The following is a 13,648-nucleotide window of genomic DNA, read 5'->3' as shown; positions in this document are numbered from 1 at the left end:
GATGGCGGAGTTTGTCGAGATTTTCGAGGTTGGCCCGCGGGATGGGTTGCAGACCGAGGCGCGGGCAATCCCGGTCGCGGAAAAGGTCGCGCTGGTCGACTGCCTGAGCCGGGCGGGGTTCGCGCGCATCGAGGTGGCGAGCTTTGTCAGCCCGAAATGGGTGCCGCAGATGGCCGGGTCGGCACAGGTGCTGGCGGGGATCCGTCGCGCACCGCGCGTGCGCTACACCGCGCTGACGCCGAACATGCGCGGGTTCCAGGATGCGCTGGCGGCCGGGGCGGACGAGGTGGCGGTGTTCGGATCGGCCTCGGAGGGGTTCAGCCGGGCCAATATCAACGCCGGCATCACCGAGAGCCTGCACCGTTTTGCGCCCGTCGTCGCGGCGGCGCGAGCCGAGGGGCTGGCGGTGCGTGGCTATGTCAGTTGCGTCACCGATTGCCCTTATGACGGGCCGGTCGCGCCGGATGCGGTGGCCTATGTCGCCGGGGCCTTGCGCGACATGGGGTGCGGAGAGATCAGCCTGGGCGACACGCTGGGCCGCGCGACGCCCGAGCGTATCGACGCGATGCTGGACGCGGTGCTGGAGGAAGTGCCCCCGGATCGGCTGGCGGGGCATTACCATGACACCGCAGGCCGGGCGCTGGACAATATCGAGGTGTCGCTGGCGCGGGGCCTGCGGATCTTTGACGCGGCTGTCGGCGGTCTGGGGGGCTGTCCCTATGCGCCGGGTGCCAGGGGCAATGTCGCCAGCGAGGCGGTTCACGCACGGCTGGAGGCACTGGGCTATGCCACCGGTCTTGACGCGGCCGTCCTGGCCGAAGCGGCGGAGATGGCGCGGGCCATGCGCGTCGAGAGCTGAGGCTGTCGCGGCAGCGCATGATTTGCAAATGCCCGTTCCAGGCTTTGCAAAGTCGCGCCATGATGGCGCGCAGGATCACGGGAGGGCGTGGCAGATGACCTATCAGACGATCACGGTGGAGGCGGACGCGCGTGGTGTCGCGACGCTGTGGCTGGACCGCGCGGACAAGCACAACGCCCTAAGTGCACAGATGATCGCCGAGATCGGCGCCGCAACGCGGGCGCTGGCACAGGACGACGCGGTGCGCGTGGTGGTGCTGGGCGCGCGTGGACGCAGCTTTTGTGCCGGTGGCGACCTGGCATGGATGCGCGCACAATTCGCGGCCCCCCCCGCAGAGCAGGCCGTGGAGGCGGGCCATCTGGCGCGCATGTTGCAGGGGCTGAACGCGCTGCCCAAGCCGTTGATCGGACGGGTCCAGGGCAATTGCTTTGGCGGCGGCCTGGGGATGGTGTCGGTCTGTGACGTGGCCGTGGGGACCGGCGCCGTACAGATGGCGCTGACCGAAACGCGGCTGGGGCTGATCCCCGCCACCGTCGGCCCCTACGTGGTGGCGCGCATGGGCGAGGCGCGGGCGCGTCGGGTGTTCTTTTCGGGCCGCCGCTTCGACGCGGAGGAGGCCCGTACGCTCGGGTTGCTGGCGCGGGTGGTGCCGGAAGAGGCGCTGGACGCGGCCGTCGAAGAGGAGGTCGCCCCCTATCTGGACTGTGCGCCAGGGGCGGTGGCGCAGGCCAAGGCGTTGGTGCAAAGGCTGGGCGGGGCGAATGATCAGGCACTGATCGACCATTCCATCGACGAACTGGTGCGGTGCTGGCAAGGCGCTGAGGCGCAACACGGCATCACGGCGTTCCTTGAAAAACGCAAACCCCGCTGGCAGAGCTAGCACCGCACGCAGGAGGCGAGTTGCGCTGGCATGATCATGCGTCATGGGGGATAAGTGTTTTCTGTCAACGGGTTGCTGAAGCGCAGCGCGCGATTTCACGCTGGGCGCAGGACGTGGGGTGTTGCGATTTTCCAAGGGCGCGTGATGGCGGGGGGCGCGGTCAGTCCGGTCGGCGCGGCGATGACAGCCGCGTGCACGGCCAAACCCAAGTGATTCCGTCGGAAATAGTTGACTGATTCCGTCATGAATATCGTGGTATGCGGCAACGCAGCGTTAACCGACTTATCCAGAGCCAAAGGCATGGTATTCAATTGTTTACGAAGTGCGTTCACTGACATTTTGGACCTCTGAAAACGCCCTGCCTCGGTTGACCCTGACGATGCGCAGGCGTAAACCCGACACAGCCTAGCGGGTCCCTGTGGACCTTAGCCGCCCATGAAAGGAGCCATTCGTGGAAGAGATGCTGCGGGAATACCTTCCCATCCTCATCTTTCTGGCCGTTGCGATCGCACTCGGAGCAATCCTGATCCTCGCCGCCGTGATCGTCGCAGTCCGCAACCCGGACCCCGAAAAGGTCAGCGCCTACGAGTGCGGGTTCAACGCATTCGATGACGCCCGGATGAAATTCGACATTCGCTTTTACCTCGTCTCGATCCTGTTCATCATCTTCGATCTGGAAATCGCGATGCTGTTCCCCTGGGCCGTGGCGTTCAAGGACGTGTCGATGACCGGGTTCTGGTCGATGATGGTGTTCCTGGGCGTTCTGACGATCGGTTTTGCCTACGAGTGGAAAAAGGGAGCTCTGGAATGGGAGTGATGGCCGGAGCGAATACTGCCGGGGCCGACCGCGAGGTCGCCACGCAGTCACTGAACCGCGAGCTTCAGGACAAGGGGTTCCTGCTGACCACCGCCGAGGATCTGATCACCTGGGCGCGCACCGGGTCGCTGCACTGGATGACCTTCGGGTTGGCCTGCTGCGCGGTCGAGATGATGCACACCTCGATGCCGCGCTATGACGCCGAACGCTTTGGCATTGCGCCGCGCGCCTCTCCGCGTCAGTCGGACGTGATGATCGTGGCCGGCACGCTGACCAACAAGATGGCCCCGGCGCTGCGCAAGGTCTACGACCAGATGCCCGAGCCGCGCTATGTCATTTCGATGGGGTCCTGCGCCAATGGCGGCGGGTACTACCACTACAGCTATTCCGTCGTGCGCGGCTGTGACCGGATCGTTCCGGTCGACATCTACGTGCCCGGCTGCCCGCCGACCGCAGAGGCCCTGCTTTATGGTATCATGCAGCTGGCCCGCAAGATCCGCCGCACCGGCACGCTGGCACGATAGGGCAGGGGAAGACCATGAACGAAGCCCTGAACGAACTTGGCACCCATATCGAGCTGAAGCGCGCGGATTGCGTGCTGGCCTGGGACGTGAGCCATGATGAGCTGAACATCGACGTGGCCCCGGCGAATATCGTCGGCTTTGTCGATTTCCTGCGCAGCGACAACAGCTGCAAGTTCTCGACGCTGGTGGATATCACCGCCGTGGACTACCCCGAGCGGGCCAAGCGGTTCGACGTGGTGTACCATTTCCTGAGCATGTACCAGAACCAGCGCATCCGCCTGCGGGTCAGCATCCGCGAAGACGAGATGCTGCCGTCGATCGTGTCGGTGCACCCTTCGGCCAACTGGTTCGAGCGGGAAGTCTTCGACATGTTCGGCATCATCTTTTCCGGCCACCCGGATCTGCGCCGCCTGCTGACCGACTACGGGTTCCGTGGCTATCCGCTGCGCAAGGATTTCCCGACCACCGGCTATACCGAGGTGCGGTATGACGAGGTGCAGAAGCGCGTTGTCTACGAACCGGTCAAGCTGGTGCAGGAATACCGCCAGTTCGATTTCATGAGCCCCTGGGAGGGTGCCGAGTATATCCTGCCCGGCGACGACAAAGCGGAGGCGAAGTGATGGACGGTACCAGAGCCGTCGCGGATGCCGCGCTGATGGACGCCGTGCGCGACTATTGCCACGCCCTGCACAATGGCGATGGCGTCGCTGTCGAGGCGCTGTGCCATGAGCGGTTCCTGATGCAATGGGTCGGCAATGACGGCGGCGCACGCTGCATCGACAAGGCGGCGTTCGTGGCCCGGATCGGTGGCCGCGACGCGTTTGCCGGTGCCCCGGTATACGAGATTTCGTCCGTCGATCTGGCGGGGGAAGACATGGCGCAGGTGAAGCTGGACGTGCGCGTTCCGCCGCGCGTCTATACCGACCAGCTCGGGTTCCTGCGTGTCGATGGCGCGTGGCGCCTGATGACGAAACTGTTCCGCGTCGCGGACGGTCCGGCTTTGGAGGACTGAGGATGGGACGCAGCGCAATGGGAGTTCAGTCATGATGGACGGCGGCAAAGGTTTCGAAGACGCCCTGACCGGCGAACAGAAGATCCGTAACTTCAACATCAACTTTGGCCCTCAGCACCCCGCGGCGCACGGCGTGCTGCGTCTGGTGCTGGAGCTGGACGGCGAGATCGTGGAACGCTGCGACCCGCACATCGGCCTGCTGCACCGTGGCACCGAAAAGCTGATGGAGAGCCGGACCTACCTGCAGAACCTGCCCTATCTGGACAGGCTGGATTACGTGGCCCCGATGAACCAGGAACATGCCTGGTGCCTGGCCATCGAAAAGCTGACCGGCGTGGTCGTGCCCAAGCGCGCCAGCCTGATCCGGGTGCTGTTCTGCGAAATCGGTCGCGTGATGAACCACCTGATGAACGTCTGCACGCAGGCGATGGATGTCGGTGCGCTGACGCCGCCGCTGTGGGGGTTCGAACATCGCGAAACGCTGATGATCTTTTGCGAACGCGCCAGCGGTGCGCGTCTGCACGCGGCGTATTTCCGTCCCGGCGGCGTGCATCAGGACATCACCGACAAGCTGATCGACGACATCGAGGAATGGGCCATCGACTTTCCCAATTTCCTCGATGACCTGTCGGACCTGCTGACGGAAAACCGCATCTTCAAGCAGCGTAACGTCGACATCGGTGTCGTGACCGAGGAAGAGATCCAGCAGTGGGGCTTTTCCGGTGTGATGGTGCGCGGGTCGGGCCTTGCCTGGGACCTGCGGCGCAGTCAGCCCTATGAATGCTATGACGAATTCGATTTCCAGATCCCCGTGGGCAAGAACGGCGATTGCTATGATCGCTATCTGTGCCGCATGGCCGAAATGCGGGAGTCGACCAAGATCATCCGCCAGGCCATCGGCAAACTGCGCGATACGCCCGGCGACGTTCTGGCACGTGGCAAGATCACGCCGCCGAAACGCGGTGAGATGAAGACCTCGATGGAAGCGCTGATCCACCACTTCAAACTGTATACCGAAGGCTTTCACGTGCCCGAGGGCGAAGTCTATGTCGCGGTCGAGGCCCCGAAGGGCGAATTCGGCGTCTACCTGAAGGCGGATGGCAGCAACAAACCTTATCGGGCCAAGTTGCGCGCGCCGGGATATCTGCACCTGCAGGCGATGGATCATGTGGCCAGCGGGCACCAGCTGGCCGATGTCGCCGCCATCATCGGTACGATGGATATCGTATTCGGGGAGGTGGACCGTTGAGGCCTGGCTGCGTAAAGCTTTCGGCCGTCGCGGCGCTGGTCGCGCTGGTCGCGCTGGCGGGCTGTGGCGCACCGGTGCCGCAGGATCTGCCGGCGGGCGCGTCGGAGAATTTCGACGCCGCCGTGGCCTCGATCGGGTGCGAGTTGCGCAATGAGCGCGATTACCTGCCCGTGGAATTGCAGACGGGCATGAGCCGCGAACAGACGGTGGCCATGGCACAGCACAAGATGGCGACCAAGGACGCGGTGCCGCTGGATGGCGGTGCCGTGCGTCTTGTGACCGGCAGCTGCGCGCAGTGAAGCGCGGACGCTGATCGTCGCCACGCCGCAGACGGGCGCATCGCGGCGCGCCCCGCCAGGCCTTTGGCCGGAGACTGACAACCGGGCGTTCCGCCTGAGACTGACAACCAGGCCTTTGGCCTGAGACTGACAACCGGGCCCTGCGCCCGAGACTGACAAAGGACGGGACCTGAGCCGATGCTTAGACGCCTTCATCATGAACAGCCCGAAAGCTTTGCTTTCACCCCCGCCAATCTGGATTGGGCCGAGGCGCAGATTACCAAGTACCCCGAAGGTCGCCAGGCTTCGGCCATCATTCCCTTGCTGTGGCGCGCCCAGGAGCAGGAAGGCTGGCTGAGCAAGCCCGCGATCGAATATGTCGCGGACATGCTGGGGCTGGCGCATATCCGGGCGCTCGAGGTGGCGACGTTCTATTTCATGTTCCAGCTGCTGCCGACCGGCAGCGTGGCCAACATCCAGATTTGCGGCACCACAAGCTGCATGATCTGTGGCGCCGAGGATCTGGTCGCGGTCTGCCGGGACAAGATCGCCGCCAAGCCGCACACGCTGAGCGCCGACGGCAAGTTCACCTGGGAAGAGGTCGAGTGCCTGGGGGCGTGCTCCAACGCTCCGATGGCGCAGATCGGCAAGGATTACTACGAAGACCTGACGGCCGAGAAACTGTCTGATCTGCTGGACAGGCTGGCGGCGGGCGAAGTGCCGGTGCCGGGGCCGCAGAACGGTCGCTTTTCCTCGGAGCCGCTGTCGGGGCTGGTGACGCTGAAGGAACATGACAGCGGGCGCACGCAGTACAACGCCAGCGTCGGCCTGGCGGTTGATCTGGGCGACACGGTCAAGCGTATCGACGGAACCGAGGTTCCGATCCTGACACCGTGGTTGCAGGACGGCCCGGTCAGGACCCCGACCAAGGAAGAAATCTCGGAGAAGGAGCCACGTCCCGCAGCCGGCAAGCCGGTGGACGACAGCGGTGTCACCGAACAGGAATCGACCGCCGAGTCGACCGGCAAGGTCGAGACGGACGACGAGGCAGCCGGTGGCGCACCTGCCGAGGGTCATGCCAAGCCAGGCCGTCTGGATGCCCCGCGCGATGGCGGTGCAGACGATCTCAAGCAGCTCAAGGGGCTGGGGCCGAAAGCGGAGCGGCAATTGAACGAAATGGGGATCTATCATCTGGACCAGATCGCGTCGTGGACCGACGCCGAAGTGGCCTGGGTGGACGAGAACCTGACGGGTTTCAGCGGTGCGGTCAGTCGTGGTGACTGGGTTGCGCAGGCCAGGGCCCTGACGGGCGACGCCTAGGGCAACAAGGGGCAGTAGGGGCGGCCCGGACGCGGGCCAGACAGACGGAGTCGGATGGGAAAGACGGCAGATATCTGCAGGGCGACCTGCCTGGGGCTGAGCGTGGTGATCGCCATCACGCTGCTGATCGGGTTGACGGCATCCCTTGGGTTCTTTCTGGCGCTGCTCCTGTCGATCTTGATTGCCGTCCTTGCCTGGGCGGGCCTGTCGAAGGGGATCTGCGCCCCGGAGATGCGTGCGGGCCGGGATGTGCACGGGGGCACGGGCAAGGTTTCGCGCGAAGGCGAGACGCTGGTGGCCGAGGCGATGTTCGCGCCGCGCGCCGAACCTGCCCCGACCGGGGCTGCGGCATCAGGCGGAACGTCGCCAGCGGTGCCGGAGGAGGCGCAACCGGCACGGGCCGCAGCGGCGGAAACACCGCCTGCTACACCGGCCGCAGCACCGGCCGCGACAACGCCGGATACGGTCGCCGAGGACCGGCTGCTGGAGCCGGACGCCGAGGATGCCGAGGCGCGTGACCCCGAGCCGGTACATCCGGTGGCGCCGCAAGGTCTGACGGCCCCGCGTTCGGGCGGGGCGGACGACCTGAAGAAGATCAAGGGTCTGGGCCCCAAGGCCGAGACCACGCTGAACGAGATGGGCATTCACCATTTCGCCCAGATCGCGAGTTGGACCGTGGCCGAGGTGGCCTGGGTCGAGGAGAACCTGAAAGGGTTCAAGGGGCGCGTCACCCGGGATGACTGGGTCGCGCAGGCAAGAGCGTTCCTCTCGGACGGAGGGGCGTAAGGGAATGAACATGACGGGGAACCGTTCGGCAGCAATGGCGCAGGCCCGCAAGGCCCGCATGGTCGGCATCGTGATTGCCGCCACCATGGTTGTCTGGATGGGGCTTCAGTTTCTGGGCGGTACGCTCGGGCTGCCGGAACGGTACGCCTTTCTTTTCGATTTTGCCGCCATCGCTGCCCTGATCTGGGCGCTGGTGGTGACAGCACAAATCTGGCGCGCACGCCGGGATGACAAAGGGTAAGACATGCTCAAGGACCAGGACCGCATCTTTACCAACCTGTATGGTATGCATGACCGTTCGCTGAAAGGCGCGCAGAGCCGCGGCCATTGGGATGGGACTGCGGATATCATCGGCAAGGGCCGCGACTGGATCATCGACCAGATGAAGGCATCTGGGCTGCGGGGCCGGGGCGGTGCGGGCTTTCCGACCGGTCTGAAGTGGTCCTTCATGCCGAAGGAAAGCGATGGTCGCCCGTCCTACCTGGTGATCAACGCCGATGAATCCGAGCCCGCGACCTGCAAGGACCGCGAGATCATGCGCCATGATCCGCATACGCTGATCGAGGGGGCGCTGATTGCTTCCTTCGCAATGAACGCGCACGCCAGCTATATCTACATCCGCGGCGAATACATCCGCGAGCGTGAAGCCCTTCAGGCGGCGATCGACGAAGCCTACGACAAGGGGATGCTGGGCAAGAACGCCTGCGGCTCCGGCTGGGATTTCGACCTGTACCTGCACCACGGTGCCGGGGCCTATATCTGCGGTGAAGAGACGGCCCTGCTGGAGAGCCTCGAGGGCAAGAAGGGGATGCCGCGCATGAAGCCGCCGTTCCCGGCCGGTGCGGGCCTGTACGGCTGCCCGACGACCGTGAACAACGTTGAATCCATCGCGGTTGTGCCGACGATCCTGCGGCGCGGCCCCGAATGGTTTTCCAGCTTTGGCCGCCCCAACAACGTCGGCACCAAGCTGTTCGCGCTGACCGGGCACGTCAACAACCCCTGCGTCTTTGAAGAAGCGATGTCGTTGCCCGTGCGCGAGCTGATCGAGCGGCACGGCGGCGGTGTGCGCGGTGGCTGGGATAACCTGAAGGCGATCATCCCCGGCGGCGCGTCCTGCCCGGTCCTGCCCAAGGACAAGCTTGAGGATGCCATCATGGATTTCGACTGGATGCGTCAGAACCAGTCGTCCTTCGGCACAGGCTGCATGATCATCATGGATCAGAACACCGACGTCGTGAAAGCGGTCTGGCGTCTGGCAAAGTTCTTCAAGCACGAGAGCTGCGGCCAGTGCACGCCCTGCCGTGAAGGCACTGGCTGGATGATGCGCGTGATGGATCGCCTGGTGTCGGGCGAGGCGGAGGTCGAGGAAATCGACATGCTGCTGGACGTCACCAAACAGGTTGAAGGTCACACGATCTGCGCCCTTGGTGATGCGGCAGCCTGGCCGATTCAGGGTCTGATCCGCCACTTCCGCGACGAGATCGAAGAGCGGATCAAGGCCAAACGCGTGGGCCGTGGCGCGACCGTTCTGGCGGCGAGGTAGCAAGAAGGATGTCGGTTTTCCCCCATAACGTCGCGAATGAGGACCTGGTGCGCAGCGCGCGCCAGCCTCATTGCGTTGCGCTGTGGGTCCGGTGCTGCGGCGGCCAATTGGCCAATGCGGCAGGCATGTTTGATCTGACGCACAGGGGAGTCGAGGTATGACACAGATTATTCTTGAATTTTCTGGACCACGTACCGGGTCCTCGGCACTGCGTTATATGTTGCTTGGCAGCCCGAATGTCATCGGCCTTGGGGAAGTGTTCCACAGCACCGACGCATGGGAATTGCGGGCCAATCCGACGACGATCTACGGTACGGATGCCGTTGACGGCGAGCGTCTGAAACCCGAGATCGCGGCGCATCTTGGCGCGTTGCGGCGCTCCGACCCGGCCGCAATGCTGGGCGAGTTGCAAAAAGTGGCCGAAGCCAAGGGGCTGGGTGCGATTCAGCTGAAGATTTTTCCAGGCCATCTGACCTTTCGCCAGATCGACGAGATCATGACGCGGTTTTCGCCGGTGTGCTACATGATGCACCGTGCGCCGATCGAGATGTATGTCTCGATCTGCAAGGCCAAGGCTGTCGGGGCCTGGGGACGGGTCGACACCACTGATATCAAGCCCGAGCTGAGCCCTGCGGCCTTTCGCCAATGGCAGAAGACCCAGCAGACATATTTTCAGGTAAGTCGCTTTCTGGCAGAGCGTCGCGGGCTGGACATGGCGGAATTGTCCTATGAGCAGGTTTATCAGAGCGGGCGTCCCTCGATCGAGGTTGTGCAACAGTTCTACACCGATCTTGGTGTGGATCTGGGCGATTGCGCGCCGGTTGAAGGCGGTCTGACCAAACAGGACAAGACATCCGAGATTGCAGGCAAGGTCAGCAATTGGGCGGCCTTCGAGGCCGGTTTGAAGAAACTGAATGCAGCGGATCGGCTGTGGAGCTTCGAGACCCATGGTCAGACTGCCAAGATGATCAAGGCACTTGTTGTTGAGCGGCTGTTGCCAGAGCAGCGGGTGCACAAGGCAAAGCTGGCCATCCGTCGCATGATCGGCAAGGGGCCTGCGCCAAAGCCAGCCCGTTCAAAGCAGGGAAACTGATCGTAATGTCCAAGAAGGCTCTCCTCCTGTATCCGGCCAAGGTGCTGGCGCGTGGCACCCTGTTGGGATGTGCGGCGCTGCTGGCGCTGTCGGGCTGTACCGAGCAGGTCAAGGGTGGGCTGCGCAACGGCGGACGCCCGGCGTTTGACGGCGCCTATTTCCGGGCCAAGCTGAGCGCCGATCCCGCAGATGCCCGGGCCTTTACCGTCGCGGTCAGCAAGCCTGAAAAGAGCCTGACCGGCGCGCGCGAGGCCGCCCGTTATGAAGGGGTGCAGCATTGTATCAAGTACTACGGCGATTCCATGATCGACTGGAGCGTCGGCCCCGACAGCGCGACCCCGCCGATCACCGACGCCGGAATGCTGTTCAGCGGGACCTGCCGCGGATGGTAATCGAACTGAGATATCGTTTTGCCCGGCTGGGCGCGACCGCGCTGCTGCTGGCGGGGCTTGGCCTGGCCGGGGCTGGCCTGAGTGTCAGCCCAGCCGCTGCGCGCCCGGCGCTGCGCGACGTGCAGGAGATCGACGGCGAAATGCTCTGGATCGCAATGGCGATCGAGATCAGCGACAAGTGCGACCGGATCGATGCCCGCACTGTCAAGGGCTGGATGCAGCTGAACGACCTGCGCAATCTGGCGCGGGATATGGGCTATTCGAACAGGGACGTGCTGTCCTATGTCCGAAGCGACGCCGAAAAGGCCCGCATTCGCAAGCTGGGCGAGAATTACATGAAATCCCAAGGTCTGGACCCCGATAATGCGGCGGATCTGTGCAGGCTCGGCGATGCCGAGATCGCGCGGAACAGCCGCATCGGTGTCCTTCTGAGAGCAAAGTGAGCACGCATGTCTGACCTTCGCAAGATCATCATCGACGACCAGGAGATCGAGGTAGATCCGGCCCTTACGCTGATCCAGGCCTGTGAACAGGTCGGGGTGGAAGTGCCGCGGTTCTGCTATCACGAGCGGCTGTCCATCGCGGGCAACTGCCGGATGTGCCTGGTCGAGGTTGTCGGCGGCCCGCCCAAGCCCGCCGCGTCCTGCGCGATGCAGGTCAAGGATCTGCGGCCCGGGCCGGAAGGCCAGCCGCCGGTCGTCAAGACAAACTCGCCCATGGTCAAGAAGGCCCGCGAAGGCGTCATGGAATTCCTGCTGATCAACCATCCGCTGGATTGCCCGATCTGCGATCAGGGTGGTGAATGCGATCTGCAGGATCAGGCGATGGCGTATGGCGTCGACTTCAGCCGCTATCGTGAACCCAAGCGCGCCAGCGAAGATCTGGACCTGGGCCCGCTGGTCGAGACCCACATGACCCGCTGCATTTCCTGCACCCGTTGCGTGCGTTTCACCACCGAGGTGGCCGGTATCCACCAGATGGGGCAGACGGGGCGCGGCGAAGATGCCGAGATCACCAGCTATCTGAACCAGACGCTGCATTCCAACATGCAGGGCAACATCATCGACCTGTGCCCGGTTGGCGCGCTGGTCAGCAAGCCCTATGCCTTTACCGCGCGGCCCTGGGAGTTGACCAAGACCGAGACCATCGACGTGATGGATGCCCTTGGTTCGAACATCCGCGTCGACACCAAGGGGCGCGAAGTCATGCGCATCCTGCCGCGCAACAACGATGGCGTGAACGAAGAGTGGATTTCGGACAAGACGCGCTTTGTCTGGGACGGCTTGCGCCGGCAACGCCTTGATACGCCTTACGTCCGGGTCGACGGCAAGCTGAAGCCCGCGACCTGGCCCGAGGCGCTGGCCGCTGCCGCGAATGCGATGAAGGGCAAGAAGGTTGCCGGTCTTATCGGTGATCTGGCCTCGGTCGAGGCGTCCTATGCGCTGAAACAGCTGATCGAGGGGCTTGGCGGTGTCGTGGAGTGCCGCACCGATGGGGCCGAGCTGCCGGCAGGCAACCGCTCCGGCTATGTCGGCACGGCCACGATCGAAGATATCGACAGCGCCGAGATGATCCAGCTGATCGGGACCAATCCTGCCATCGAAGCGCCGGTCCTGAACGCCCGTATCCGCAAGGCCTGGCTGCGCGGTGCAACCGTCGGGCTGATCGGGGACGCGGTCGATCTGAGCTATGAGTACGTGCATGTCGGCAGCGACCGCAGCACGCTGGCGGATCTGTCGTCCAAGGAGATCGGCGAGACGAAGGACAAGAATTCCATCGTCATCGTCGGGCAGGGTGCGTTGCGTGGCGAGGGCGGCGCGGATGTGCTGGCCCATGCGATGAAGCTGGCCGAGAACTCCAAGTCGAAACTGCTGATCCTGCATACGGCTGCGGCCCGCGTCGGCGCGATGGACATCGGTGCCGTGACCGAAGGTGGCATGGGCGCGGCCGTCAAGGACGCGGAGGTGATCTATTCGCTGGGCGCCGACGAGCTGGACATCAAGCCCGGCAGCTTTGTGATTTATCAGGGCAGCCACGGGGACCGCGGTGCGCACCGTGCCGACGTGATCCTGCCGGGCGCTGCCTGGACCGAGGAAAACGGCGTCTTCGTGAACACGGAAGGTCGCCCTCAACTGGCCATGCGGGCAGGCTATGCCCCCGGCCAGGCCAAGGAAAACTGGGCCATCCTGCGGGCGCTTTCGGCGGAGCTGGGGGCGACGCTGCCCTTCGACAGCCTGGCGCAACTGCGCCGTGCGCTGATCGAGGCGGTGCCGCATCTGGCGCAGATCGACATGGTGCCGGAAAACGACTGGCAGCCGCTTGAGGTCAAGCCGCTGAGCAAGGGCAGTTTCGCCCTGCCGGTGACGGATTTCTACCTGACCAACCCGATCGCACGCGCATCGGAAGTGATGGCGGATCTGTCGCGGCGCGCGGCGGAACGCGCGGCTGCGCCGATGGCCGCGGAATGAGCGGATACGGGGCATATATCGGGGCCGGCGCGCTGGCGCTGTCGGCCTGTGCTTCGGCGGGGGCGAAGCCGCCGCCTGACGCAGAGCCGACACAGCGTGCCGAACCGGTGTTTGCCCCGGTCTACGAAGGAATCGAAACGCGCCTTCTGGATGACACCCTGGTCAATTTCCGGGTCGCCATGCAGGGTGCGCGCAACGCTGACGACGTCACGGATTATGCAGATTGCGCGGCTGCGCAATATACGCTCATTCGTGGCTACGGATTTGCAAGACATCTGCGGACAAATGTCTCCGAACGCTCTGGTCACTGGGAAGCAGATGCGGTTTATACCGTCTCGGCTGACCTGCCCAAGGGCACGTTGACGATCGACGCAGACGTCGCCGCCGCGCAATGCGCGGCTAACGGTATACCGACGGTGTGAGGACA

The 13,648-nt window shown here is 64.1% G+C and carries 17 protein-coding genes; all 17 read left to right on the top strand.

What is annotated here, in order from left to right:
• Window position 1 precedes the first annotated feature (1 nt).
• The gene (locus DL237_RS08005) at window positions 2-859 is read left to right on the top strand and encodes a hydroxymethylglutaryl-CoA lyase (protein ID WP_119398535.1); all 858 of its coding nucleotides are present in this window, start codon (window positions 2-4) and stop codon (window positions 857-859) included.
• Between the two features lie 94 nt (window positions 860-953).
• The gene (locus DL237_RS08000; RefSeq protein WP_119398714.1) at window positions 954-1,739 is read left to right on the top strand and encodes a crotonase/enoyl-CoA hydratase family protein; all 786 of its coding nucleotides are present in this window, start codon (window positions 954-956) and stop codon (window positions 1,737-1,739) included.
• Between the two features lie 451 nt (window positions 1,740-2,190).
• Window positions 2,191-2,556, top strand: coding sequence for an NADH-quinone oxidoreductase subunit A (locus DL237_RS07995; RefSeq protein WP_119398534.1), 366 nt, complete (start codon window positions 2,191-2,193; stop codon window positions 2,554-2,556).
• Window positions 2,556-3,080, top strand: a complete 525-nt coding sequence (locus DL237_RS07990; RefSeq protein WP_119398713.1) for a NuoB/complex I 20 kDa subunit family protein — start codon at window positions 2,556-2,558, stop codon at window positions 3,078-3,080. Before DL237_RS07995 ends, DL237_RS07990 begins: the two co-directional genes overlap by 1 nt.
• A gap of 14 nt (window positions 3,081-3,094) precedes the next feature.
• Window positions 3,095-3,700, top strand: coding sequence for an NADH-quinone oxidoreductase subunit C (locus DL237_RS07985; protein ID WP_119398533.1), 606 nt, complete (start codon window positions 3,095-3,097; stop codon window positions 3,698-3,700).
• Window positions 3,700-4,092 (top strand): nuclear transport factor 2 family protein, encoded by a 393-nt coding sequence (locus tag DL237_RS07980; RefSeq protein WP_119398532.1) that lies wholly within the window; start codon window positions 3,700-3,702, stop codon window positions 4,090-4,092. The genes DL237_RS07985 and DL237_RS07980 overlap by 1 nt, the downstream gene beginning before the upstream one ends.
• 34 nt (window positions 4,093-4,126) lie before the next feature.
• Window positions 4,127-5,341 (top strand): NADH-quinone oxidoreductase subunit D, encoded by a 1,215-nt coding sequence (locus DL237_RS07975; protein WP_119398712.1) that lies wholly within the window; start codon window positions 4,127-4,129, stop codon window positions 5,339-5,341.
• The gene (locus DL237_RS07970) at window positions 5,338-5,640 is read left to right on the top strand and encodes a hypothetical protein (protein ID WP_233544907.1); all 303 of its coding nucleotides are present in this window, start codon (window positions 5,338-5,340) and stop codon (window positions 5,638-5,640) included. Before DL237_RS07975 ends, DL237_RS07970 begins: the two co-directional genes overlap by 4 nt.
• Window positions 5,641-5,817: 177 nt before the next feature.
• The gene (locus DL237_RS07965; RefSeq protein ID WP_119398531.1) at window positions 5,818-6,939 is read left to right on the top strand and encodes an NADH-quinone oxidoreductase subunit E; all 1,122 of its coding nucleotides are present in this window, start codon (window positions 5,818-5,820) and stop codon (window positions 6,937-6,939) included.
• A gap of 54 nt (window positions 6,940-6,993) precedes the next feature.
• Window positions 6,994-7,725 (top strand): hypothetical protein, encoded by a 732-nt coding sequence (locus tag DL237_RS07960; protein ID WP_119398530.1) that lies wholly within the window; start codon window positions 6,994-6,996, stop codon window positions 7,723-7,725.
• 10 nt (window positions 7,726-7,735) lie between these two features.
• Window positions 7,736-7,966: a DUF5337 domain-containing protein gene (locus DL237_RS07955; RefSeq protein WP_407691902.1), complete on the top strand. Its 231-nt coding sequence runs from the start codon at window positions 7,736-7,738 to the stop codon at window positions 7,964-7,966.
• Window positions 7,967-7,969: 3 nt separating this feature from the next.
• A complete protein-coding gene (nuoF, locus tag DL237_RS07950) occupies window positions 7,970-9,268 on the top strand; it encodes an NADH-quinone oxidoreductase subunit NuoF (RefSeq protein ID WP_119398528.1) in 1,299 nt (432 codons plus the stop codon).
• Between the two features lie 157 nt (window positions 9,269-9,425).
• Complete coding sequence (locus DL237_RS07945; protein WP_119398527.1) at window positions 9,426-10,361, top strand: hypothetical protein; 936 nt, start codon at window positions 9,426-9,428, stop codon at window positions 10,359-10,361.
• A gap of 5 nt (window positions 10,362-10,366) precedes the next feature.
• Window positions 10,367-10,753: a hypothetical protein gene (locus DL237_RS07940; RefSeq protein ID WP_233544906.1), complete on the top strand. Its 387-nt coding sequence runs from the start codon at window positions 10,367-10,369 to the stop codon at window positions 10,751-10,753.
• Window positions 10,747-11,196, top strand: coding sequence for a DUF5333 domain-containing protein (locus tag DL237_RS07935; protein ID WP_158585602.1), 450 nt, complete (start codon window positions 10,747-10,749; stop codon window positions 11,194-11,196). The genes DL237_RS07940 and DL237_RS07935 overlap by 7 nt, the downstream gene beginning before the upstream one ends.
• 6 nt (window positions 11,197-11,202) lie before the next feature.
• Entirely contained in the window at window positions 11,203-13,221 is a 2,019-nt protein-coding gene (gene nuoG / locus DL237_RS07930) for an NADH-quinone oxidoreductase subunit NuoG (protein WP_119398526.1), read from the top strand.
• Window positions 13,218-13,643, top strand: coding sequence for a hypothetical protein (locus DL237_RS07925; RefSeq protein WP_119398525.1), 426 nt, complete (start codon window positions 13,218-13,220; stop codon window positions 13,641-13,643). The genes nuoG and DL237_RS07925 overlap by 4 nt, the downstream gene beginning before the upstream one ends.
• Window positions 13,644-13,648: the final 5 nt, after the last annotated feature.

Origin of the sequence: Pseudooceanicola sediminis, from assembly GCF_003575965.1 — a bacterium.
Classification (GTDB): domain Bacteria; phylum Pseudomonadota; class Alphaproteobacteria; order Rhodobacterales; family Rhodobacteraceae; genus Pseudooceanicola; species Pseudooceanicola sediminis.
This window is presented reverse-complemented; position numbering and strand designations above follow the sequence as displayed.